At 76.3% G+C, this 23,573-nt stretch carries 21 protein-coding genes and 1 pseudogene; 13 read left to right on the top strand and 9 right to left on the bottom strand.

What is annotated here, in order from left to right:
• Positions 1–33: 33 nt before the first annotated feature.
• Together BM165_RS06695 and nagA are read left to right on the top strand one after the other, a co-directional pair.
• The gene (locus BM165_RS06695; protein ID WP_075012770.1) at positions 34–1,494 is read left to right on the top strand and encodes a glycoside hydrolase family 3 protein; all 1,461 of its coding nucleotides are present in this window, start codon (positions 34–36) and stop codon (positions 1,492–1,494) included.
• The gene (nagA, locus tag BM165_RS06690; RefSeq protein WP_075012769.1) at positions 1,491–2,621 is read left to right on the top strand and encodes an N-acetylglucosamine-6-phosphate deacetylase; all 1,131 of its coding nucleotides are present in this window, start codon (positions 1,491–1,493) and stop codon (positions 2,619–2,621) included. Before BM165_RS06695 ends, nagA begins: the two co-directional genes overlap by 4 nt.
• Here nagA and nagB read toward each other — a convergent pair whose 3' ends face one another.
• From nagB to BM165_RS06660, 6 genes are all read right to left on the bottom strand, one after another.
• Entirely contained in the window at positions 2,622–3,404 is a 783-nt protein-coding gene (nagB, locus tag BM165_RS06685) for a glucosamine-6-phosphate deaminase (RefSeq protein WP_075012768.1), read from the bottom strand.
• A gap of 7 nt (positions 3,405–3,411) precedes the next feature.
• Positions 3,412–4,389, bottom strand: a complete 978-nt coding sequence (locus tag BM165_RS06680) for an ROK family protein (protein WP_208976672.1) — start codon at positions 4,387–4,389, stop codon at positions 3,412–3,414.
• On the bottom strand, positions 4,386–5,315 hold the full coding sequence (locus BM165_RS06675) for a carbohydrate ABC transporter permease (protein ID WP_075012767.1): 930 nt from the start codon (positions 5,313–5,315) through the stop codon (positions 4,386–4,388). Before BM165_RS06675 ends, BM165_RS06680 begins: the two co-directional genes overlap by 4 nt.
• Entirely contained in the window at positions 5,312–6,298 is a 987-nt protein-coding gene (locus BM165_RS06670; protein WP_083427131.1) for a carbohydrate ABC transporter permease, read from the bottom strand. The genes BM165_RS06675 and BM165_RS06670 overlap by 4 nt, the downstream gene beginning before the upstream one ends.
• A gap of 64 nt (positions 6,299–6,362) precedes the next feature.
• Positions 6,363–7,688: an extracellular solute-binding protein gene (locus BM165_RS06665; protein ID WP_075012766.1), complete on the bottom strand. Its 1,326-nt coding sequence runs from the start codon at positions 7,686–7,688 to the stop codon at positions 6,363–6,365.
• A gap of 65 nt (positions 7,689–7,753) precedes the next feature.
• The gene (locus BM165_RS06660) at positions 7,754–8,932 is read right to left on the bottom strand and encodes an ROK family transcriptional regulator (RefSeq protein ID WP_075012765.1); all 1,179 of its coding nucleotides are present in this window, start codon (positions 8,930–8,932) and stop codon (positions 7,754–7,756) included.
• A 127-nt stretch (positions 8,933–9,059) separates the two neighbouring features.
• On the opposite strand from BM165_RS06660, the gene BM165_RS06655 reads away from it, so the two are divergent.
• The 4 genes from BM165_RS06655 (at position 9,060) to BM165_RS06640 (ending at position 13,837) form a co-directional block, all read left to right on the top strand.
• Positions 9,060–9,728, top strand: coding sequence for a TetR/AcrR family transcriptional regulator (locus tag BM165_RS06655; protein WP_075012764.1), 669 nt, complete (start codon positions 9,060–9,062; stop codon positions 9,726–9,728).
• Positions 9,725–11,770 carry an acyl-CoA dehydrogenase family protein gene (locus tag BM165_RS06650; RefSeq protein ID WP_075012763.1) on the top strand — a complete coding sequence of 682 codons (2,046 nt, stop codon included), beginning with the start codon at positions 9,725–9,727 and terminating at the stop codon, positions 11,768–11,770. Before BM165_RS06655 ends, BM165_RS06650 begins: the two co-directional genes overlap by 4 nt.
• An 80-nt stretch (positions 11,771–11,850) precedes the next feature.
• Positions 11,851–12,570: a trimeric intracellular cation channel family protein gene (locus BM165_RS06645; RefSeq protein ID WP_075012762.1), complete on the top strand. Its 720-nt coding sequence runs from the start codon at positions 11,851–11,853 to the stop codon at positions 12,568–12,570.
• Positions 12,571–12,607: 37 nt separating this feature from the next.
• Entirely contained in the window at positions 12,608–13,837 is a 1,230-nt protein-coding gene (locus BM165_RS06640) for a saccharopine dehydrogenase family protein (protein ID WP_075012761.1), read from the top strand.
• A gap of 114 nt (positions 13,838–13,951) precedes the next feature.
• Here the strand turns inward: BM165_RS06640 and BM165_RS25575 are convergent, their stop codons facing one another.
• Complete coding sequence (locus tag BM165_RS25575; protein WP_280140688.1) at positions 13,952–16,681, bottom strand: SpoIIE family protein phosphatase; 2,730 nt, start codon at positions 16,679–16,681, stop codon at positions 13,952–13,954.
• Between the two features lie 176 nt (positions 16,682–16,857).
• Here BM165_RS25575 and BM165_RS06630 point away from each other — a divergent pair, with 176 nt between their 5' ends.
• The gene (locus BM165_RS06630) at positions 16,858–17,943 is read left to right on the top strand and encodes an EAL domain-containing protein (protein WP_075013056.1); all 1,086 of its coding nucleotides are present in this window, start codon (positions 16,858–16,860) and stop codon (positions 17,941–17,943) included.
• Positions 17,944–18,017: 74 nt separating this feature from the next.
• Positions 18,018–18,191, top strand: coding sequence for a DUF1059 domain-containing protein (locus tag BM165_RS06625; RefSeq protein WP_083427168.1), 174 nt, complete (start codon positions 18,018–18,020; stop codon positions 18,189–18,191).
• 218 nt (positions 18,192–18,409) lie between these two features.
• Here the strand turns inward: BM165_RS06625 and BM165_RS25565 are convergent.
• Positions 18,410–18,598: pseudogene (locus BM165_RS25565) on the bottom strand (aldo/keto reductase); the annotation flags it as partial.
• Between the two features lie 241 nt (positions 18,599–18,839).
• On the opposite strand from BM165_RS25565, the gene BM165_RS06615 reads away from it, so the two are divergent.
• Both BM165_RS06615 and BM165_RS06610 read left to right on the top strand, forming a co-directional pair.
• Positions 18,840–19,124 carry an HU family DNA-binding protein gene (locus tag BM165_RS06615; RefSeq protein WP_075012758.1) on the top strand — a complete coding sequence of 95 codons (285 nt, stop codon included), beginning with the start codon at positions 18,840–18,842 and terminating at the stop codon, positions 19,122–19,124.
• Positions 19,125–19,240: 116 nt separating this feature from the next.
• A complete protein-coding gene (locus tag BM165_RS06610; RefSeq protein WP_075012757.1) occupies positions 19,241–20,497 on the top strand; it encodes a serine hydrolase domain-containing protein in 1,257 nt (418 codons plus the stop codon).
• A 54-nt stretch (positions 20,498–20,551) separates the two neighbouring features.
• Here BM165_RS06610 and BM165_RS06605 read toward each other — a convergent pair whose 3' ends face one another.
• Positions 20,552–21,013: a MaoC family dehydratase gene (locus tag BM165_RS06605; RefSeq protein ID WP_075012756.1), complete on the bottom strand. Its 462-nt coding sequence runs from the start codon at positions 21,011–21,013 to the stop codon at positions 20,552–20,554.
• A 90-nt stretch (positions 21,014–21,103) separates the two neighbouring features.
• On the opposite strand from BM165_RS06605, the gene folP reads away from it, so the two are divergent.
• From folP to BM165_RS06590, 3 genes are all read left to right on the top strand, one after another.
• Entirely contained in the window at positions 21,104–21,964 is an 861-nt protein-coding gene (gene folP, locus BM165_RS06600; RefSeq protein WP_083427130.1) for a dihydropteroate synthase, read from the top strand.
• Positions 21,964–22,902 (top strand): acetamidase/formamidase family protein, encoded by a 939-nt coding sequence (locus BM165_RS06595; RefSeq protein WP_075012755.1) that lies wholly within the window; start codon positions 21,964–21,966, stop codon positions 22,900–22,902. Before folP ends, BM165_RS06595 begins: the two co-directional genes overlap by 1 nt.
• A gap of 190 nt (positions 22,903–23,092) precedes the next feature.
• A complete protein-coding gene (locus BM165_RS06590) occupies positions 23,093–23,515 on the top strand; it encodes a PaaI family thioesterase (RefSeq protein WP_075012754.1) in 423 nt (140 codons plus the stop codon).
• Positions 23,516–23,573 lie beyond the last annotated feature (58 nt).

Raw genomic sequence — 23,573 nt, 5'->3', positions numbered from 1 at the left:
CATTCCCCGGCGCCCGAGGGAACGGCGGAGCGGATGCCGGAACTGGACGACCTGGTCGACGCCTGCCTGGTGCCGGGATTCGCCGGCGACCGGGTGCCCGGATGGGTGACCGCGGCCCTGGAGCGCGGGATGGCCGGCGTCTGCGTGTACGGCGCGAACCTCACCGCCGGGCCGCCGCGGCCGGCACCGGAGCGGGTGCGGGCGATCAGCGACGCCGTCCACGCGGCCGCGCCCGACGCCCTGGTCACCCTCGACGAGGAGGGCGGCGACGTCACGCGGCTGGACTACCTGGTCGGCAGCGGCTACCCGGGCAACCTGGCCCTCGGCGTCGTCGACGACGTCGGGCTGACCCGCGCGGTGGCCACGGCGGTCGGCGCCGACCTGCGCGCGGCCGGGGTCGACGTCGACCTCGCGCCGTCGGTCGACGTGAACTCCGACCCGCGCAACCCGGTCATCGGCGTGCGCTCCTTCGGCGCGGACCCGGCGTTGGTCGCCCGGCACGGCGCCGCCTTCGTGGCCGGCCTGCAGGCCGCCGGGGTCGCCGCGTGCGCCAAGCACTTCCCCGGGCACGGTGCCACGACGGTCGACTCCCACCTGGGCCTGCCGGTGGTCGACGCCGACCCCGCCACGGTGCGGGCGCGGGAGCTGCCGCCCTTCGCCGCGGCGGTCGCGGCCGGCGCGGACCTGGTGATGACCTCGCACGTCGTGTTCCCGGCCGTCGACGGGCAGCCGGCGACGCTGAGCCGCCGCTGGCTGGTCGACGTGCTGCGCGGCGAGCTGGGGTTCGACGGCGTCGTCGTCACCGACGCCCTCGACATGGCCGGCGTGCGGGCCGCGCACGGCATCGCCGGGGCCGCCGCGCTGTCGCTGGCCGCCGGGGCGGACCTGCTGCTGGTCGGCGCGGAGGACGGCGAGGAGCACTGCGCGGCGATCCGGCGGGCGGTCGCCGACGCCGTCCGCCGTGGACACCTGGCGGAGGACCGGGTGCACGAGGCGGCCGGCCGGGTGCGCGCGCTGCGGCAGCGGCTGGCCGCCCGCGCCGCCGGCACGGTGCCCGAGGGCGACCCCGGCGCGGTCGCCGCCCGCCGTGCGCTGCGGCTGCGCGGCGTGGCGCCCCTGACCGCCCCCGCCGTCGTCGTGGAGCTGCGCGGCGAGGCCAACATGGCCGTCGGCAACGCCCGCTGGAGCCTGGCCGACCCGCTGCGCGACCTCGGCCTGCTGGCCGAGCTGGTGACCGTGCGCGACGGCGACCCGGGGCCCGCGGCGGTCGCCGACCGGGCGCAGGGCCGGCCGCTGGTGGTCGCCGTCCGCGACGCGTACCGCTCGGCCGACCGGCGCGGATGGCTGCAGGCGCTGCTCGCCGGGCGGCCCGACGCCGTCGTCGTCGCGCTCGGCATGCCCGGCGACGCCGACCTCACCCCCGGCCCCGCGGTGGTCACCCACGGCGCCGCGCGGGTGCTCACCCGGGCCGCCGCCGAGGCGCTGCACGGATGACCACGCTGGTCACCGGGGCGCGGTTGCTCGACGAGGGCGGGGTGGTCGAGGGCGGCTGGGTGCTCCTCGACGGCGACACCATCGCCGCCACCGGCACCGGCGACCCACCGCCGGCCGGCGAGCGGGTGGACCTCGGCGGCGGCGGCCTCGTGCCCGGCTTCGTCGACCTGCACGCCCACGGCGGCGGCGGGCACTCCTTCGACGACGGCCCCGACGCCGTGCGGGCGGCGCTCGCGGTGCACCGGGCCGCGGGCACCACCCGCTCGGTGGTCAGCCTGGTCGCCGCGCCGATGGCGGAGCTGGAGGAGTCGCTGGCCGGCATCGCCGACCTCGCCGCGGCCGACCCGACCGTCCTCGGCGCGCACCTCGAGGGCCCGTTCCTCGCCCCCACCCGCCGCGGGGCACACGAGGCCTGCCACCTGCGCGAGCCCACGCGCGCCGACGTCGACCGGCTGCTCGCCGCCGCGCGCGGCACGCTGCGCCAGGTCACGGTCGCACCCGAGCTGCCCGCGGCGCTGGACGCCGTGCGCGCGTTCGCCGCCGCCGGGGTGACCGTCGCGGTGGGGCACACCGAGGCCGGTGCCGCGCTCACCGCGGCCGCGTTCGACGCCGGCGCCCGGCTGCTCACCCACGCGCTCAACGCGATGCCGGGCCTGCACCACCGCGAGCCCGGCCCGGTCGGCGCCGCGCTGGCCGACCCGCGGGTCACGCTGGAGCTGGTGCTCGACGGCGTGCACGTGCACCCCGTCGTCGCCGCGCTGCTGATGGCCGGGGCGCCCGGCCGGGTCGCCCTGGTCACCGACGCGATGGCCGCGGCCGGCGGGTCCGACGGCGACCACCGCCTCGGCGCGCTGGAGGTCACCGTCCGCGGCGGGCGGGCGGTGCTCGCCGGCACCGACACGATCGCCGGGTCCACGCTCACCCAGGACGCCGCGCTGCGCGCCGCCCTCGCCGCGGGGGTGGCGGAGCCCGCCGCGGTCGCCGCGCTGACCGCGGTCCCGGCGCGGGCCCTGGGCCTGGGACACCGGCTCGGGCGGCTGGCGCCCGGCTACGCCGCCGACGTGGTCGCCCTCGGTGCGGACCGGTCCGTCACGGCCGTGTGGGCGGCCGGCGAGCGGGTGCGCTGACTAGGGCCGCTGCCAGGCCGGCTTGGCCGCGTGCACGTGCCGGTAGTGGTCGAGCAGCGTCAGCCGGACGGCCGCGGCCTCGTCGACGACGACCGTCGCCCGCGGGTGCAGCTGCAGCGCCGAGCCCGGGCACATGCTGGTCAGCGGCCCCTCGACGGCGGCCGCCACCGCCTCCGCCTTCGCCTCCCCCTGCGCCACCAGCAGCAGCCGGCGGGCCCCGAGGATCGTGCCGAGGCCCTGGGTGAGGCAGTGCAGCGGCACCTCGTCGGGCGAGGCGAAGAAGCGGGCGTTGTCGGCGCGGGTGCGCGCGGTCAGCGTCTTGATCCGCGTGCGCGACCCGAACGACGACGTCGGCTCGTTGAACCCGATGTGTCCGTTGCCGCCGATGCCGAGCAGCTGGACGTCCACCCCGCCGGCGTCGGCGAGGGCCCGCTCGTAGTCCTCCGCCGCGGCCTCGAGGTCGGCGGCGCCGCCGTCGGGGACGTGCACCCGGGCAGGGTCGAGCCGCAGCGGCCCGGTGACGTCGCGGGCCACCACCGCCGCGTAGGCCTGGGGGTGCCCGGGCGGCAGGCCCACGTACTCGTCGAGGGCGAAGGCGGTGACCCCGGACAGGTCGAGCCGCCCGTCGGCGACCCGACGGGCCAGCTCGGCGTAGACGCCCACCGGCGAGGAGCCGGTGGCCACCCCGAGGACGGCGTCCGGCCGCCGGGCGACCACGCCCGCGACGACGTCGGCGGCCACCCGGGCGACGTCGTCCGGGGTGGCCTGGACGATCACCTCCACGGCCGGCTCACAGGGCGAGCGGCTCGGCGAGGCGCTCGGCGGCCGCCTCCCGGGCGGTGAGCGCCGCGCCGACCGGCGCCACCGGCACCCCGGGGGGCACCACCTGCACCCGCGCGGCGATGCCCAGGCTGCGCAGGAACGGCGAGCCGGCGGCCTGCCGCTCCAGCTGCGCCCGCACGGCCGCCACCAGCGGCTCCCCCACCTCGGCGACGCCGCCGCCGAGGACGACGTGCTCGACGTCGCAGGTGAGCACGAGCAGCCGGACGGCGGCCGCGACCGCCGCGGCGAACCGGTCGCGGACCCGCGCCGCGGCGGGGTCGCCCCCGGCCGCGGCGGCGAAGACGGCGGCCGCGGCGGGGACGCCGTCGGCGACCGGCCAGGCGACGTCCAGCGCCGAGCCGGAGGCGTAGAGCTCCAGGCAGCCGCGCTGGCCGCACGGGCAGCGCGGGCCGTGCGGGTCGAGCGGCACGTGCCCGATCTCCCCGGCTCCCCCGCCGTGCCCGCGGCGCAGCCCGCCGCCGAGGAGCAGGCCGGCCGCGACGCCGGTGCCCAGGCCCAGCAGCGCGAGGTCGCCGCGCAGCCCCAGCACCCGGGCGGCACCGACGGCGGCCACGTTGAGGTCGTTCTCCACCGTCACCGGCACCCCGCCGAGGCGGGCGGCCAGCAGCGGCGCCAGCGCCACCCCGCGGTCGTCGATGCCGAGGTTGACCGCGTGGGACACCTCCCCCGAGACGGGGTCGACCAGCCCCGGCACGCCGGCGCCCACCGCCGCGAGGTCGGCCACGCGCAGCCCGGCGTCGGCGCACAGCCGCCCGACCACCTCGGCGGCCGCAGCCACCACGCCGTCGGTGCCCCGCCGGGTGGGCACCCGCACGCTGCCCCGCACCGCTCCGTCGGCGTCGAGGAGCACGCCGAGGACCTTCGTGCCCCCGATGTCCAGCCCCGCCGACCAGCCCGCCCCGGTGCCGCCGACCAGGCCGGTCACCCCTTCACCGCCCCGGCCACCAGGCCGGCGCTCATCCGCTTCTGCACCAGCAGGAAGAAGCCGATGACCGGCACCGCGATCAGCGTCGCCCCGGCCATGACCACCCCCCAGTCAGTGGCCCGGTTGGCCTCCACCAGACCCTGCAGCCACAGCGGCAGGGTGCGCTCCCCCGGCTCGGTCATGACCACCAGGGCCAGCGTGTACTCGTTCCACGCCTGCAGGAAGCCGTAGACCCCGGAGGCCACCAGGCCGGGTGCCAGCAGCGGGAAGGTGATGCGGAAGAACGCCTGCGTCCGCGACAGCCCGTCGACCATCGCGGCCTCTTCGAGCTCGATCGGGACGCCGTTCACGAATCCGCGCAGCATCCACACCGTGAACGGCAGGATGGCCGCGACGTACACGATGGACAGACCCAGCACGGAATTGACCAGACCCCAGTCGTCGAGAACGGCGTACTGCGATATGAACAACCCCTCGGCGGGGATCATCTGCACGACCAGAATGGTCAGGATGAACGACTTCCGGCCGCGGAAACGGAATCGGCTGACGGCGAGCGCGGCGACGAAGGCGAACAGCACCGCGCCGGCCAGGGTGAGCGCGGTGACCGCCAGCGAGACGCGGAACGAGGCGGCGAACGACTCGTCGGTCAGCACCTGCCGGAAGTTGGCCAGCGTCCCGTCGACGGGGAAGAAGGTCGGCTCCGGCCGCTGCAGCCGCGCCGTCGGCAGGAAGGCGCTGCTGACCATCCAGTAGATGGGGAAGGCCCACACCAGCGCGACGGCGACCGCGAGCACGCCGAGCAGCCGGCGGGCGAGCCGGGAGCGCCGGCGCACCCGCCGCCGGTGCCGCACGGCGCGGACGGCCCCGGGGACGGCCGCGGTGGCGACTGCGGGGACGGCGACCGGAGGCGGGGCCGTGGCGCTCACAGCTCCTCCTCCCGCAGCATGCGGCGGATGTAGAAGCCGGTGAGGCACAGCGTGAGGACGAGCATGACCGTGGCCATCGCGCCGGCCATCGAGAACTCCCGGGACAGCGAGTAGACGAAGGTGCCGAGCAGGTGGGTCTCCCGGGTGGGGGCGCCGGCCCGCTGCAGCACGTGGATCTGGGTGAACACCCGCAGGTCCCAGATGACCTGCAGCAGCGCGGCGATGAGCAGCACCGGCCGGACCAGCGGCAGGGACAGGTGGCGGAAGCGCTGCCAGGCGCTCGCGCCGTCGAGCTCGGCGGCCTCGACGCACTCGGCGGGCACCTGCAGCAGCGCGGCGTAGGTGGTGAAGACGACGAACGGCACGCTCATCCAGACCACGATCACCGTGGCGACCAGGTAGAACGACGCCGGCTCGATGATCCACGAGTGCCCGCGGAACTCCGCGAGGCCCAGCGGGCCGGCGAGCACCCAGTTGACGACGCCGTACTGCGAGTCGAACAGCCACTGCCAGACGGTCAGGGTGGCCAGGACCGGGGTGCCCCAGGCCAGCAGCATCCCGACCTGCAGGGTGGTCCGGGCCGCGCGGCCGACCCGGCTCATCAGCACCGCCAGCGCGACCCCGACGAGCATGGTCAGGCCGGCGTTGACCAGGCAGAACGCCACCGACCGGCCGATGACGCCCCAGACGTAGGGGTCGCCCAGCAGCTCGGTGTAGTTGCGCAGCCCCACCCACTCGGCGGGCCGGCCGAACTGCTGGGCCAGGCCGTACTCCTGGAAGGACAGCACGAACTGGCGGGCCAGCGGGTAGCCCAGGCCGATGGCGATGGGCACCAGCGCCGGGACGAGCAGCAGGTAGGGGTTCAGGCGCGCACGCCAGGACGCCCGCCGGGGCACCGGGCGCCCGGCGACCGGTGTCGGGCCGGCGGCGACGGGGTCCCGCGGGGGCGCCGCCGTCTCCGGCGGCAGGGGTGGTGCGGACATCGGGCGCTCCGGGCGTCCGGGACCGGGGAGGGCGCGACCGCGCACGCCCTCCCCGGTCGGGCGGTCAGTTGAGCGTCTCCTCGAGGAGCCGGTCGGCCTCCGCCGCCGCCTGCGCGACGTCGGCCCCGCCGGCGATCTGCTGGAAGAAGTCCTCCAGGATGCGGGCGGCCTCGACGTCGGCCCAGCGCTCGGCGGCCGGCGTCAGCTTGGCGTCGACCGCCGCGGCCCGCGCGGCCTCGGCGTAGGGGTCGTCGCCCAGGGAGTCGGCGTACCGGCTGTTGCCCGGGATGAGGCCGTTCTCGGCCAGCATCGTCTGGTACTCCTCGCTGAAGACGATCCGCAGCAGGTCGCGGGCCTCCTCCTGGTGCTGCGACATCGTCGGGATCGCGATGTTCGAGCCGCCGGCGAAGACGGTGGCCGGGGTGCCCGGCTGCTCGCCGGGGAGCGGGAAGACGCCGGTCCGCTCCTCGTTGCACGCCTGCTGCTCGGCCAGCAGCGCCTGCGCCTCGGGCGAGGTGTCGTCGGCGGCGACGCCCTTGTCGCACTCGGGCAGGGCGATGCTGAACCGCGCCCAGGTCGGGGCGGAGAACATGGCCGCCTGGCCGTTGTTGAACGCCACCCACGGCTCGTTGGAGTCGGCGTCGCGGGGCGCCCGGGTGGCGTTGGCGAACAGGTCCTGGACCTCGGCCAGCGCGGCCTGCGACTCGGGGCTCGACAGCGCCCCGACCCAGCGGTCGCCCTCCTGGACGGCGAGCTCGCCGCCGCCGGTGAACAGCCAGGCGATGCCGTTGTACCAGTCCTGGCCGGGGAGCCAGAAGCCGCTGAAGTCCGGCGAGGGGTTGGCCTGCTGCAGCGCCACGGCCGCGGCGCGGAACTCCTCGAGGGTCTGCGGCACGGCGACGCCGGCCTGCTCGAAGAGGTCCTTGCGGTAGAAGACCGCCCGCGCGCCGGAGTAGTAGGGCACCGCGTAGAGCGTGCCGTCGGCGGTGCCGGCCTCGACGAAGCCGGGCAGCATGTCGTCCCCGCCCAGTTCGTCGTAGACGTCGGACAGGTCGCTGAAGGCGCCGGCGTAGGTGAACGTCGGGCTCTGGGTGTTGCCGATCTCGACCAGGTCCGGCGTCTGGTCCTCGCTGGCCAGCGCCGTCTGCAGGCGCGGCACCAGGCCGCTCCAGTCCTGCTCCTCGATCACGAGGTCCATGCCCTCGTGCTCGGCCTCGAAGGTCTCCTCCAGGTGGTCCCGGAGCTCCTGCGGGGTGTCGGTGCCGTTGAGCCAGAGCCGGATCTCGCCGTCGGCCGACGCCTCCGCCGTCTCGCCCCCGCCGCACGCGGACACGGCGAGCAGGGACGCGACCGCAGCGGCGGCCAGTCCGCCGGTGCGTAGTCTTCTCATGTTGGGGTTCCTCCTCGTTCGCGCGGGTTGGGTCCTCCGACGTGCACCTGGCCGGCTCGGGGTGGTCACGTCACCCCGAGCTGGCCGGACAGCACGAGCACGGCCGCCCCCGAGAGGGCGCCGTCCTCGTCGAGCGAGGTCATCCGCAGCTGCACCGTGCCGCTGATGACCGGCATGGTCCGCTCGCGGAGGGCGGCCAGGGCCGCCTCCCGCAGGGGGCCGTCCAGGAGCTCCCGCGGGCCGCGCAGCACGACCTCCGGGAGGTTGAGCGCGCTCACCACGGGGGCGAGCACGATGCCGAGCCGCCGGCCCACCTGGGCCAGCGCCGCGGCGGCGTCGTCGGGGGTCAGTCCCTCGACGCGCCGGCGGATCGCGGGGACCGACAGCACCGTCTCCAGGCAGCCGGTGCGGCCGCAGGCACACGGGGCGGGTCGGCCCAGGGGTGCGCCGTCGACGTCGTCACGTTCGTCGACGGCGGTGACGTGGCCGAGCTCGCCGGCCGCGTGGGAGTCGCCGTGCACCAGGACGCCGTCGAGGACGATGCCGGCGCCGACGCCGCCGCCGACGGTGAGCACCATCAGCCCGCCGCCGGTGGCGTCGCCGTAGGTGAACTCACCGAGCGCGGCGGTGTTGGCGTCGTTGGCCACGTGCACCGGCAGGCCCAGCTCCTCGGTCAGCCGGGCCGCCAGCGGCAGGTCGTACCAGCCCCGGTTGGGCGCCTGGACGACGCAGCCGTCGGGCGTGATGACGCCGGGCGACCCGACGCCGACGCCGAGCACCGGCAGCGGCGAGGCCCCGGCCAGCTCGCGGCACAGCGACGTCAGCGCCTCGACGGCGGCGGCCCCCGTCAGGCCCTGGACCTGCGCCGACCGGCGCTCGCGGACCGTGCCCGACAGCTCGAGCACCGCGCCGTGCATGCGCTCGTCGTCGGCGAGGTCGACCGCGACGATGGAGAACGCGTCGGTGCGCAGGCCGACGAGGGTGGCCGGCTTGCCCACCCGGCCCTCGGCGCGGACGCCGAGCTCGGAGACCAGCCCCTCGGTCAGCAGCGAGGAGACGAGGTCGGAGACGGTGACGCGGGTCAGCCCGGTCGCGCGGGCGAGGTCGGCGCGCGACCGGGGACCGGAGTGGAAGAGGTGCTGCAGCACCATCGACCGGTGGTGGGCCCGGGTGTGCTCGGGCAGGACCTTGCGGGTCGGGCGCAGCGGCGGGCGACGCAGGGCGTGCGGTGCGTCGGCGGTCACATTTGTTAGGCAACCGTCCTTACATATCCCGTGTCAAGAGGGTGGTTGACGGGACACCGGACGGCGACCTCCCCCCGAGGAGTCAGCGGGCAAGGCGGTACCGGCAGTACGCGGTACCGTTGGTCACGTGAAGGACGGGGCGTCGTCCCGCCGGCGCGACCGCCGGGACTCGCGATGGGACGAGCACCGCCGTGCCCGCCGCGAGCAGCTGGTCGACGCCACGGTCGCCGCCGTCGGCCGGTACGGCGCCGGCGTCGGCATGGAGGAGATCGCCGCCGAGGCGGGCACCAGCAAGACCGTCGTCTACCGCCACTTCACCGACCGCAGCGAGCTCTACGTCGCCGTCTGCAACCGGGTGGCGGCCCAGCTCACCGAGCGGCTGCGCGCGGCCACGACCACGAGCGACTCCCCCCGCGGCATGGTCGCCGCCGCGGTCGAGACCTACCTGGCCTTCCTCGAGGCCGACCCGGAGCTCTACCGCTTCGTCGTCGCCCACCCGTTCCTGGACCGGCCGGTCGACGCCGACCCGGTCCGCACGCTGTCGGACCTGGTGGGCGACCAGGCCGCCGCGCTGGTGGCCGCCGCCCTCGAGCAGGCCGGCCGCGACCCGGCCTCCGCCGCACCGTGGGGCCACGGCCTGGTGGGCCTGGTGCGCGCCGCGGCCGACTGGTGGCTGCGCGCCGAGCGCCCGATGCCCCGGGCCGACCTCGCCGCCCACCTCACCGAACTCGCCTGGACGGGTCTGCACGGTCTCGTCCCGGCGCCGACCGCACCGAGCCCCGAGGAGAAGAAGTGACCTCCACCCTGCCCCGCACCGTGGACCCGTCGTGCCTCCGCGAGGTCCTCGACGGCCGCTGGGCGCACGTCCGCCGCGAGGCCCGCGAGCAGCTCGGCGACCGCCGCTGGGCGCCGGTGTACGGCGAGTCGGTGCAGGAGGCCCGCGAGCGGGTCACCCGCCTGGCGGCCGAGCTGGCCACCACCGGCCGCGTCTCCCTCGGGTTCCCGGAGCAGTACGGCGGCGAGGCCGACGCCGGCGCCTCGGTCACCTCGATCGAGATGCTCGCCTTCGGCGACCTGTCGCTCATGGTCAAGGCCGGCGTGCAGTGGGGCCTGTTCGGCGGCGCCGTCCAGCTGCTCGGCACGCAGCGGCACCACGACGCCTACCTGCCCGACATCATGAGCTTCGCCCTGCCCGGCTGCTTCGCGATGACCGAGACCGGCCACGGCTCCGACGTCCAGCAGCTGCGCACCACCTGCACCTACGACCCCGCGACGCAGACGTTCGACCTGCACACGCCGCACGAGGCCGCGCGCAAGGACTACATCGGCAACGCCGCGGCGGACGGGCGGATGGCCGTCGTCTTCGCGCAGCTGGTCACCCAGGGGCAGCGGCAGGGCGTGCACGCCTGGCTGGTGCCGATCCGCGACGAGGACGGGAACCCGCTGCCGGGCGTCACCATCGGCGACGACGGCCCCAAGGCCGGGCTGCTCGGCGTCGACAACGGCCGGCTGTCGTTCGACCACGTGCGGGTGCCGCGGGAGATGCTGCTCGACCGCTACGGCCAGGTCGCCGAGGACGGCACGTACACGTCGAGCATCGAGAACGAGACCCGCCGCTTCTTCACCATGCTCGGCACGCTGGTGCGCGGGCGGGTCAGCGTCGGTGGCTCGGCCGGCGCAGCGACCCGGATGGCCCTCGACATCGCCGTCCGCTACGGCGAGGTCCGCCGCCAGTTCACCGCGCCCGGCCGCGACCGGGAGATCGTGCTCAACGACTACCTGGTGCACCAGCGCAAGCTGCTGCCGGCGCTGGCCACCTCCTACGCGCTCGCGTTCGCGCAGGAGGAGCTGGTCGGCACCATGCACGACATCCAGACGGCGGTGCACGAGCACGGCGAGGAGGTCGACGAGGCCGCCCAGCGCGAGCTCGAGTCACGGGCCGCCGGCCTCAAGGCCGCCCAGACCTGGCACGCCACCCGCACCATCCAGACGTGCCGCGAGGCCCTCGGGGGCGCCGGTTACCTCGCCGAGAACCGGCTGCCGCAGCTCAAGGCCGACACCGACGTCTTCACCACCTTCGAGGGCGACAACACCGTCCTGATGCAGCTGGTGGCCAAGGGCCTGCTGACCGGCTACCGCGACGCCTTCGGCTCCCTCGACGGGTGGGGCCGGGTCGCCTTCGTCGCCGACATGGTCCGCGAGACCGTGCTCGAGCGGACCGCCGCCCGCGCGCTGGTCACCCGGCTGGTCGACGCCGTCCCCGGCCGGGAGGACGTCCTCCCGCTGCGGGACCGCGGCTGGCAGCTGGCGATGCTCGAGTTCCGCGAGAAGCACACCCTCGAGGGCGCGATCCGCCGGCTGCGGCGGAACGCCGCCACCGACGGGATGGAGCCCTTCGAGGTCTTCAACAGCGTCCAGGACCACGTGCTGCGGACGGCGCAGGCGCACGTCGACCGGATCGTCCTGGAGGCGTTCGTCGCCGGGATCGAGCGGGCCGCGGACCCCGGGGCGAGGGCCCTGCTCGACACCCTCTGCGACCTGTACGCGCTGTCGACGATCGAGGCGGACAAGGGCTGGTTCCTCGAGCACGGCCGGCTCACCCCGGCCCGGTCGAAGGCGCTCACCGCCACGGTGAACGCCCTGCTGCGCGAGCTGCGGCCGCACATGGTCACGCTGGTCGACGGCTTCGCCATCCCGCACGTGTGGAAGCAGGCCGCCGTCCTCGACGAGGAGGCGGGCCGGCAGGAGGCCATGTACCGCGAGGACCTGGCGGCGCGGCCCGGCGGCGACACCCCCCACGACACCGCCGTCACCGTGGCCGTCCCGCCCGGCCAGTAGTCGACGAGCCTGCGCGCAGGGACCCGCCGCCCGCACGCTCGCGGCGGGCCCGGCACGCGGGCCGGGGAGGATGGACGGTCGTGAGCACCCTCGCCGTGGCGGCCGAGACCCTGCGCGTCCCGGCCGCCGTCGACCTCGCGGCCATCGTGGTCGGCGCCCTCACCGGTGGGCTGCTCGCCGCCCGGGAGGGCTTCGCCGTCTCCGGTGTGCTGCTGCTCGCGGTCACGGGCGGGCTCGGCGGCGGCCTCATCCGCGACGTGCTGCTCGCCGACGGCCCGCCGGTCGCGCTGACCAACCGCGCCTACCTGCCCACGGTCGCGATCACCGCCATGGTCACCTTCTACTTCTCCGGCTGGCTCTCCCGGCTGACCCGGCTGCTGGTCGTCCTCGACGCCGCCACGCTCGGCCTGTTCACCGTGATCGGTGCGCAGAAGGCCCAGCTGGCGGGGTTGCCCAGCGCCTCGGTGGTCTTCATCGGCACGCTGACCGCGGTCGGCGGGGCGGTGATCCGCGACATGCTCCTGGCCCGGCGGGCCGACATCGTCGAGCCGGGGCCGTACAACGCGGTCGCCGCTCTCATCGGGGCGACGGCGCTGACCGTGCTCGCCGGGCCTGCCGGGCTGGCCCCCATCCCGGTGGCACTCCTGGTCATCGGCCTGGTGGCGGGCCTGCGAGTGCTGTCGGTCTGGCGGGGGTGGGAGGCGCCGGTCGCCGTGGACCTGCCGGGACGGGCCCGCAGCCGCCTGGGCCGGGTCCGCACCGGCCGTGCGCCGCGGGGACGGCGCCGGCCGGGGAGCTGACAGGCGCGTCCCCCGGCCGTCGGGGCAGGATCGGGCGGTGACCGGACCCCAGCGCGAGCACGACGTCGTCCTCTTCGGTGCCACCGGCTTCGTCGGCCGGCTGGTCGCCCGCCACCTGGCCGAGCACGCACCGCCCGACCTGCGGGTCGCGCTGGCCGGGCGGTCGCGGGAGAAGCTGGCCGCCGTCGCCGCCGAGCTGCCCGCCGACGCCCGCACGTGGCCGCTGCTGGAGGCCGACACCGGGGACGCCGCCTCGCTGACGCGGCTGGCGGAGAGCACCCGGGTGCTCGTGACCACGGTCGGCCCCTACCAGCGCTACGGGCTGCCGGTGGTCGAGGCGTGCGCCCGGGCGGGGACGCACTACGCCGACCTCACCGGGGAGGTGCTCTTCGTCCGCGAGGCCATCGACCGCTGCGACGCCGTCGCGAAGGAGACCGGCGCCCGGCTGGTGCACGCCGCCGGGTACGACTCCATCCCCTCCGACCTGTCGGTGTTCCTCCTGGCCGAGCGGGCCCGGGAGGACGGCGCCGGCGGGCTCACCGACGTCCGGCTGGTGGCCAGCCTCCGCGGCGGGTTCAGCGGCGGCACGGTCGACTCGATGCGCGGGATGATCGAGGAAGCGGCCCGCGACCGCGCCGTGCGCCGCCTGCTCGGTGATCCGTACGCCCTCTCCCCCGACCGCGCCGCGGAGCCCGGCACCCGCCAGCCCCCGGACGCCACCCCGCCTGCGCTGGCCGCCGACGGCCGCTGGACCGCGCCGTTCGTCATGGCGTCGTTCAACACCCGGATCGTGCGGCGCAGCAATGCGCTGCAGGAGTGGGCCTACGGGCGCGGGCTGCGGTACGGGGAGTCGATGAGCGCCGGGCGCGGGATCACTGGCGCCTTCACCGCCGCGGGCATCACCACGGGCCTGGCCGCCGCGCTGGGCGTGATGGCCTTCGGCCCCACGCGGGCGCTGGCCGACCGCGTGCTGCCGGCGCCGGGCAGCGGGCCGTCGGAGTCGGTGCAGCAGAAGGGCTGGTTCCGCATGGTGGTCGACGCCGACACCGAGAGCGGGCGCCACTACCGCGCCACGGTGTCCGGCAAGGGGGACCCGGGGTACGCGGCGACGTCGGTGATGCTGGGCCAGGTCGCGCTCGGGCTGGCCCTCGACGAGGACCGGCTGCCGGACCGGGCGGGTTCGCTCACCCCGGCGACGGCGCTCGGCGGCGTCCTGGTCGAGCGGCTGCGCGCGGCGGGTCACACCTACGAGGTCGCCGCCGTCTGAGCGGAGGGCCGTGCCCGGTGACGGGCCCGGAGGGTCCTCACCGGGTGCGGCCGATGGGCTCCACCCAGGTGGGGGACAGCACGTGGCCGCGGTGCGGTCCGGAGGACCGCGGTGTCACAGCACGCGGACGGCGAGGAGGGCGACGTCGTCCTCCGCGTCGGGGAGGAACAGCTCCCGGAGCACGCGGTCGCACAGCCGCTCCAGCGGCAGGTGCACGCTCCGCCGCAGGACGTCGAGCAGCTCCTGCGTCCCGGCCTGCAGGTCGCGGTCGCGGCGCTCGACAAGACCGTCGGTGTGCAACAGCACGGTGCTGCCGGCGGGCAGGTCGACCGCGTGGTCGGTGCGTGGTCGGCCCGGGTCCACGCCCAGCAGCAGGTCGGCCGGGCCGCCGTCGAGGACCCGGACGGCGCCATCGGGGTCGATGACGACCGGCGGCGGGTGCCCGGCGCTGGACCAGTGCAGCACGGCGCCACCGCCGGGGTCCCGGTCCAACCGGGCGACCACCGCGGTCGCCATGGCGTCCAGCGCCAGGCCCTCGGCGGCGCGGTCGAGCTGGCCGAGGACCGCAGCCGGGGTGCCCCCGCTGGCGTGGCTGATGCCGCGCAGCAGCCCGCGCAGCTGCCCCATCACGGCGGCGGCGTTGCGGTCGTGCCCGACGACGTCGCCGATCACCAGGACGGTCCCGCCCAGGACGCCGGGGAAGGCGTCGTACCAGTCGCCGCCGACCTCGGCGCCCTCCGACGCGGGGACGTAGCGGACGACGATCTCGAGCCCCTCCGGCCGGGGCGGGGCGGTGAGCATGCTCCGCTGCAGCGCGTGCGCGAGGCCGCTCTGCTGCTCGAACAGTCGCGCGCTCTGCAGCGCGAGACCGGCCCGCCGGCCCACCTCGACGGCGGTCTCGACCTGCGCCGGGGTAAACGGGCCGCGGTCGGCGACGGTGGCCGCGCCCAGGGCCCCGATGGCCCCGCCCCGCGCCACCAGCGGGACGACGAGTCCCGAGCGGGGGGCCAGCCGGCGCAGCGCCTCCTGCCCCTCCGGGTCGTGCAGGGCGGCCGCGATCCGCTCGACGTCGACCTCCGGCACCACCACCGCCTGCCCGGTCCGCATCACCACGCGGGCGTTGTGCTCGTCGCCCATCGCGTGCACCGTCGCGCCGACGTAGGCGGCCACCGTCCCCCGGAGCGCGGGGTCGCGGTGGGACCAGGCCGCCTCGTGCAGCCGCCCCTGCTCGTCGGTCACGATGATCCAGCACCAGTCGGCCAGCGCCGGGACGACCAGGTCGGCCAGCCGGGTCAGCTGCTCGCTGATGTCCAGGCTCCCGGACAGCACGCGCCCGGCGTCGGCGAGCAGCTGCAGGCGCTGGTTGGCCTCGGCCATGGCCGCCACCGCGGCGGCCCGCTCGGCGTCGGCCCGCAGCCGGGACACGCTCAGCGTGATCTGCGCGGTCAGCGCGTCGAGGAGCTCGACGTCGGCGTCCTCGAAGGCGTGCTCGGTGTCCCAGACGACGACGAAGCTGCCGAGCGACCGGCCCTCCACCCGCAGCGGCAGGGCGGCCATGGCGCGCAGCCCCAGGGCGGGACCGATCTCGGCCATGCGGGGGAACCGGGCGGCGGCGTCGTCGAGGTCGGTGAGCAGCACCCGCTCGCCGTGCCGGGCGGCGTACTGGGTGGGCAGCTCGTCGTCGAGCTCGATCGCCAGCCCCTCCGGGGGCGCCTCCACCTCGGCCTCGGCGGCGGCCGCCGCGACGGTGTCGGCGAGCTGCCGGGCGAGGTAGAGCCGCAGGACCTCGTCGGTGTCGAAGGCGGCCAGCGCGCTGGAGGACGCGCCCAGCAGCCGCGCGCCGCGCAGGGCGATCTCGGCCAGCTGGGACAGCGCGGTGGCGTTGGCCAGCTCGGCGGCCACCTCGGCGACGGCGGCGGCGCGCTGCACGGCGGCCATGCGGCGGGCGGCCTGCTCGCGGGCGTCGGTGACGTCGACGACGGTGCCGAGGACCCGCACCGCGGCACCGCGGGGGTCGCGCACGACCCGGCCCCGCGAGACCGTCCAGCGCACCGTGCCGTCGGTGTGCATCGCCCGGGCCTCGACCACGTACTCCCCCGTGCCGGCCAGGGCGTCGGCCATGGCCCGGCGGACGGCGTCGTGGTCGTCGCGGTGGATCCGGTCGGCGATCATCGTGTCGACGTCGTCGATCTGCAGCGGCCCCACCAGCCCGTGGATCGCCGCACAGCGCTCGTCCCAGTGCAGGAGCCTGGTGCGCAGGTCGTGCTCCCAGATGCCGATCGCCCCGGCCTCGAGGGCCACCTCCAGCCGCACCCGGGAGGCGCCGATCGCCGACCGGGCGGCGGCGAGCTCCAGCTCGGCGACCACGGAGGCGGCCAGGTGCTCGAGCAGGGCCGCGTCGTCGTCCTGCCAGGTGCGCGGCTGGGCGTCGTACACGGCGAGGACGCCGACAACCCAGCCGGACGCGGAGATCAGCGGGCTGCCCAGGTAGGCCGCGACCGCGCCGGAGGTGACGGCGGGCAGCGCCGACAGCCGCCGGTCGGCGCGGGCGTCGGGGACCACCAGGGCCCGGCCCTCGCGGACGACGCACTCCGAGAACGCCCCGGTGAGCAGCGCCCGTCCGCCGACGACACCCGGCGGCAGGCGGTGCCCGCCGACCACGGTGTCCTGGTCGGTGAACAGCGTCACCTTGGCGTGCCCGGCACCCAGGAGGCGGGCGGCCAGCCCCGAGAGCCGGTCGTAGGCGGCGGGGCCGGACACCTCGAGCAGCAGCCGGCGGGCGGCGGCGATGCGGTGCGCGTCGGCCAGCGCGTCGGGGACGGGCGGCAGCACGGGGACGGACACGGCCCTCCTCGGCCACGCGCGGCCCGGGCGGCCGCAGCCCACCATGCTGCCACGGGGGTGCTGGATCGGACGGCACCGTCCGCACGGGGGCGGGTCCCACCACCCCTGCGGGTGAGGCCGGCCCGCCGCCGGTCGAGTGCCGCCGCCCCCGGGCCGATGGAGCCTGCGTGACGGGGATGCTGACACGGGGACTGCCCGACTGCGGGCCGTTGCTCGCCGACCCGGGGGACCTCACGCTGGTCTTCCAGCCGATCGTCGACCTCGCCCGCGCCCGGGTGGCCGGCTACGAGGCCCTCGCCCGGTTCCCGGGTACCGCGGGCCCCGAGGTGTGGTTCGCCGCGGCCGCCGACGCCGGTATCGCCGCGGAGCTGGAGGCGCTGGCCGTCCACAAGGCCCTCGCCGCCGTCCCGGACCTGCCGCCCGACACCTTCCTCACCGTGAACGTCGGCCCCCACCTGCTCGGCACCCGCCCGGTGCAGGAGGCGCTGGCCACCCGCCCGGACCTGCGCCGCGTCGTGGTCGAGCTGACCGAGCACGCGCCGGTGCACGACCTCGGGGCGCTGCGGGTGCAGGTCGCCGCGCTGCGCGCCCGGGGCGCCCTGGTGGCCCTCGACGACACCGGCTCGGGCTGGTCGGGGCTGCAGCAGCTCGCGGCGCTGCGCCCCCAGCTGGTCAAGCTCGACCGGTCCCTGGTCGCCGACGCCGACACCGACCCGGTGCGCATGGCACTGGCCGAGATGGTCGGCGAGTTCGCCGGCCGCATCGACGCCTGGCTGCTCGCCGAGGGCATCGAGACCCGCGGCGAGCTGGCCGCCTTCTGCCGGCTCGGCGTGCCGCTGGCGCAGGGCTGGCTGCTGGGCCGGCCCGCGTCCGGGTTCGCCCCGCTGGCCCCGGACGTCGTCGCGCTCGTCCGCGGCCACGCCGCCCGCGCCCGGCTGCGCGACAGCGTCGCGAGCCTGCTGCGGCCGGTCCGCCAGGCCGACGTCACCGAGCCGCTGCCCGGCGTGCCGCCCGCGGTGCTCGTCGGCCGCCACGGCGAGCCGGTGGCGCTGCGGCTGGCCGACCCGCGCACCGGGGCCGCACACACCGCGCCGGTCTCCCTGCGCGTGCACCCGACCGACGACGTCACCGCGACCCTGCACAAGGCGCTCACCCGCCCGCCGGCCCACCGCTTCGACCCGGTGGTCTGCACCGACGCCGGCGGGGCCGTGCTCGGACTGCTGCGGGTCGAGGACCTCGCCTCGGCCGCCGCCGCCCGCTAGACCGCACCACCCCTCGACCCCGAGGCGGCCCTGAGCAGCGGGGCCACCAGAACACCCATCCCGGAGGACCACCGATGAAGACCTTCGCCTGCGGGGACGTCGTCCCCGGCTGCTCCGCCGCCTTCACCGCCGCCGACGACGCGGGCATCCTCGGTCAGGTGGCCGCCCACGCGGCCGCCGACCACGGGCTGCCCGAGGTCGGTCCCGAGCTCGTCGCCGCCGTCTGCGCGCACATCCGCGCCGCCTGAGCCCCGCCGGGTCCGGCCGTCCCCCGGGACGGCCGGACCGGGCGCCTGCTCCGAGGCCCGGTCGAGGGCGGCGCGCTCGTCGTCCTCCAGCGGCGTCGACCCGTCGTCGTGGTGGGCGCAGTAGAGGCAGCCAGGGGGTGCTCCTCGCGCCCGGGCGAGGCCTCGGTGGCCACGACCATGCGGTCACGCAGGCCGCGCTCGGCCGTCCACCCGCCGAGGATCTGCTCCGAACGGCCCTCGCCGTACATCTCGGCGGTGTCGACGAACGGGCTCCGGGTGCTCGGGACGGCGTCGACGAAGCGGTCGAGGACGGCGTGCGACGTCGCCTCGTCGGCGGTCCAGCCGAAGACGTTGCCGCCGAGGCAGAGGTCGCTCACGGTCAGGTCGGTCCCGGGCAGCTGCGGCATGCCGCCCACGCCAGGTCGGGCCCCTGCGCCGCGCTCCCGCGCGGTCCGGGCCGGTCGTACCGGGCGTCTCCACTGGCCAAGTGCCCGGTCGTCGTGACAACGTGCCCCGGGCCGGATCCCGCGCGGGACCGGTCCGTCGCGGGCCTGCGCCCCGACCCGCCGGCCGCGGACCTGCGGCCGGCACCGTCACCTGCGGACCGCCGAGCACCGGGCGGACCGCGACTCCCCTGAGAGGAACCCCGTGAACAAGGCCGAACTCGTCACCGCCATCTCCAAGCGAGCCGACGTCCCCAGCGCGACCGTGGACGCCGTCCTGGCCGGTCTGCAGGAGGAGCTCGTCGAGGCGATCACCCGCGGCGAGAAGGTCGCCGTCTCCGGCCTGCTGACCGTCGAGCGGACCCAGCGCTCGGCCCGCACCGGCCGCAACCCGCAGACCGGCGAGTCGATCGACATCCCCGCCGCCAACACGGTGAAGGTCACCGCCGGCTCGAACCTGAAGAAGGCCGCCTCGAACGTGCCGGTCTGATCCACCCGGTCGCCCGCCGGGGCGGCGCCTGCCCCCTGTGACCCCGCCCACGCGGCGTCGGTCAGGATGCGAGGCAGGCGCCGCCCGAGGGGGGCGGCACCGGGACGGAGGCGCACGTGACGACTGGACTGGCCCGGGACACCGACCCCGCGGAGGTCGGACTCGACGGCACCCGACTGCAGCGCCTCGACCGGCGGCTGGCGCGCTGGGTCGACGACGGGCAGCTGCCCGGCTTCCTGGTCACGGTCTCGCGGCACGGCCGGCTGGCGCACGTCGGCCGGTACGGGATGCGCGACGTGGAGAACGGCCGGCCGGTCGAGGAGGACACCCGCTGGCGGATCTTCTCCATGACCAAGCCCGTGACCTCGGTGGCGGCGATGATGCTGTACGAGGAGGGCGCCTTCGAGCTGGGCGACCCGATCGCCCGGTGGCTGCCGGAGTTCGCCGAGACCCGCGTGTACGTCGCCGGGTCGGCGATGAAGCCGGTGACCCAGCCGCAGGTCGAGCCGATCCGGATCCGGCACCTGCTCACCCACACCTCGGGGCTCACCTACGGCTTCCACCACGCCCACCCGGTCGACGCGATGTACCGGGCCATGGGCCACGAGTGGGGCACCCCGCCCGGCGCCGACTCCGCCGAGGCGTGCCGCCAGTGGGCCTCGGTGCCGCTGGTGTTCCAGCCCGGCTCGGAGTGGAACTACGGCGTCTCCACCGACGTGCTCGGCCGGCTGGTCGAGGTGGTGTCCGGGCAGACGCTCGACGTCTTCTTCCAGGAGCGGGTCTTCGGCCCGCTCGGCATGACCGACACGTCCTTCGGCCTGCGCGAGGACGACGACGTCGACTCCCTCGCCCGGCTCTACGCCGCCGTGCCCGGACAGCCCGGCGGGGCGCGCACCGGGTTCGTGCCGATCGACGCGATGGGCGAGGCGGCGCACCGCCGGCCCACGTTCCTGTCCGGCGGCGGCGGGCTGGTCTCGACCGCGGCCGACTACCTGCGCTTCTGCGAGATGCTGCGCCGCGGCGGCTCCCACGACGCCGGGCGGCTGCTGGGCCCGCGGACGCTGGCGCACATGGTGCGCAACCACCTGCCCGGCGACGCCGACCTGGAGACCTTCGGCCGGCCGCTGTTCGCCGAGACGCCGCTGCGGGGCGTCGGCTTCGGGCTGGGCTTCTCGATGGTGCTCGACCCGGTGCGCTACGGCGGCGTCGCGAGCCCCGGCGACTACAGCTGGGGCGGGGCGGCGTCGACGGCGTTCTACGTCGACCCGGTGGAGGACGTCGTCGTGACCTTCTACACGCAGCTGATGCCCTCGAGCACGCTGCCGGTCCGCGCGTACCTGCGGGCGCTGGTCAACCAGGCGATCGTCGGCTGAGGTCGTGCACCCCCGCGGACGTGCACCGTGCACGTCCGCGGGAGTGCACGCCGGCTACAGGTAGCGGCGGTAGACGACGGTGGCGACCATCGCCGGCTTGGGCGCGCCCTCGACCTCGACGGTGACGTCCATGTTCATGGCGATGCCACCCTCGATCGGCGTCGCGGAGGCGAGCGTGGCCCCGGCGCGCACCCGGCTGCCCACCGGCACCGGGGAGGGGAAGCGCACCTTCTCGGTGCCGTAGTTGACGCCCATCCGGAAGCCGGTGATGTCGACGATCTCCGGCAGCAGCGAGGGGATCAGCGACAGCGTCAGGTAGCCGTGCGCGATCGGCCCGCCGAAGGGGCTCTCCCTCTTCGCCCGCTCGACGTCGACGTGGATCCACTGGTGGTCCCCGGTCGCGTCGGCGAACTTCTGCACCTGGTCCTGGGTGATCTCGACCCAGTCGCTGTAGCCGAGGTGCTGACCGACGAGGCCCTGCACGCCCTCGACGCCGTCCACGGTGGTCTGCGCCATCGTCTGTGTCCTCCTGTGTCCTGATCCGGATCGCCGGTGGTCTGGTTGGCTGACTTCACCACACGGGCGTCCGGGACGGAGGAGACGGGGTTGCTGCGACTGGGCCGGCTCGACGTGCCGGACGGCGGACTGGTGGTGATGGCCATCGTCAACCGCACGCCGGACTCCTTCTACGACCGCGGCGCCACCTTCGAGCTGGCCGCCGCCGTCGAGCGGGTGGACCGGGTGGTGGCCGAGGGTGCAGATCTGGTCGACGTCGGCGGGGTCAAGGCCGCGCCCGGCGAGGAGGTCGACGCGGCCGAGGAGATCCGCCGCACCGTCGACCTGGTGGCCGCGATCCGGGCCGCGCACCCCGACCTGCCCATCTCCATCGACACCTGGCGGGCGGAGGTCGCGCGGGAGGTGCTGGCCGCGGGGGCCGACGTCGTCAACGACGCCTGGGGCGGCGTCGACCCCGACCTGGCGCACGTGGCGGCCGCGGCGGGCGCGGGCATCGTGTGCACGCACGCCGGCGGGCTGCCGCCCCGCACCCGGCCGCACCGGGTCACCTACGACGACGTCGTCGCCGACGTGGTCCGGCGGACGACGGCGCTGGCCGAGGCCGCGGTGGCCGCGGGCGTGGACCCCGAGCGGGTGCTGGTCGACCCCGGCCACGACTTCGGCAAGAACACCCGCCACTCGCTGGAGGCCACGCGGCGGCTGGACGAGCTGGTGGCCACCGGCTGGCCGGTGCTGGTGGCGCTGTCGAACAAGGACTTCGTCGGCGAGACCCTCGACGTGGCGCTGGAGGATCGGCTCACCGGCACGCTGGCGGCGACGGCGGTGAGCGCCTGGCTGGGCGCCCGGGTGTTCCGCGCCCACGACGTCGCCGCGACCCGGCAGACGCTGGACATGGTGGCGTCCATCCGCGGCGACCGTCCCCCGGCGCGCACCACCCGCGGACTCGCCTGATGGGCGCCGTCCCGACCGTCGGGACCCACCCGCACACGCTGCACGGCTGGTTCGACCGCGACCTCCCGCCGGTGCTCACGGTCGACCCGGGGACGACGGTGCGCTTCCGGACCCTCGACTCCGGCTGGTTCCTCGAGCCGGACACCGGCGGGGACGTCGCCGACCGCCGGCGGGCGCCGGGGTTCACGCCGGACGCCGGTCACGCCCTCACCGGGCCGGTGCAGGTGCGTGGCGCGCGCGCCGGGCAGGTGCTGGAGGTCCGCGTCGACTCGGTCGTGCCGGCGTCCTGGGGGACGGCCTACGGGGGCCTGCTCGGCACCGCCTGGAACGCCCGGCTCGGGCTCACCGGGCCCGCGGTGCACGCCTGGAGCATCGACGTGGACGCCGGCACCGCCCGCAACCAGCACGGCCACACGGTCGCGGTGCGGCCGTTCCTCGGCGTCATCGGCATGCCCCCGGCCGAGCCGGGCCGGCACTCGACGATCCCGCCGCGGTGGCACGGCGGGAACCTCGACTGCCGGGAGCTGGTGGCGGGCAGCACCCTGTACCTGCCGATCCCCGTGGACGGCGCGCTCCTCAGCGTCGGCGACGCCCACGCGGCCCAGGGGGACGGCGAGGTGGGCGGCACGGCGATCGAGTGCGGCGCCGAGCGCGCCGACCTCACCCTCGACGTGCGCGACGACCTCCTGGGCCGGCCGCTGGCCACCCCGGTCGCCCGCACCCCGGCGGGCTGGGTGTGCCTGGGGATCGGCGACGACCTCGACGAGGCCGCCACGGAGGCGATGGACGCGATGCTCGACCTGATGGGCGCGCTGCACGGGCTGCCCCGGTCGGACGCGATGGCGCTCGCCGGCGTCGTGGTCGACCTGCGCGTCACCCAGGTGGTCAACCAGGTGTTCGGGGTGCACGCCGTGCTGCCGGCCGGCGCGCTGCGCTGACCGCGGTCGCGCACCACGGCGCGGTGCGGGGCCGGCGAGTCGCGGCGCCCCTTCTCGCGGCGCCCCTTCTCGCGGCGCCCCCGCGCACGATCAGGTGAGCTCAGCGTGCCGCGTCCTGGCTCACCGTCGGCGGTGAGCCAGGACGCGGCACGATCAGGTCACCTGATCACCCAGCGCTACCGTCCCGCGCATGGCCGCCACCGGTTTCCACACCGCCGACGAGCTGAACGCGCTGCTCCCGGGCACGCTCCCGGGACTGCTCGGCGTCACGGTCACCGCGCACGAGCCCGGCCGGCTGGAGGCGACCCTCGACGTCCGGCCCGACCTGCTCGCGCCCAACGGCTACCTGCACGCGGCGACCGTCGTCGCCCTCGCCGACACCGCCTGCGGCCTGGCCACCCGCGCGCTGCTGCCCGAGGGGTCGAGCGGGTTCACCACCATCGAGCTGAAGAGCAACTTCCTCGGCACCGTCCGGGAGGGCGCGGTGCGCACGGTGGCCACCAACGTGCACGCGGGCCGGTCGACCCAGGTGTGGGACGCCGTCGTCTCCTCCGGCGCCGGGAGGACCCTCGCGCTGTTCCGCTGCACCCAGTCGGTGCTCCGGCCGGGGTGACTGTCCGGGTGAGAGTCCCAGGTGAGAGGCCCGTCGGCCGGGTGACCCCCGTGTCCCG

Source organism: Geodermatophilus obscurus (genome assembly GCF_900115395.1).
Classification (GTDB): Bacteria; Actinomycetota; Actinomycetes; order Mycobacteriales; family Geodermatophilaceae; genus Geodermatophilus; species Geodermatophilus obscurus_B.
Note: the sequence above shows the minus strand (reverse complement) of the source record. Positions and strands in the feature narration are given on the sequence as shown.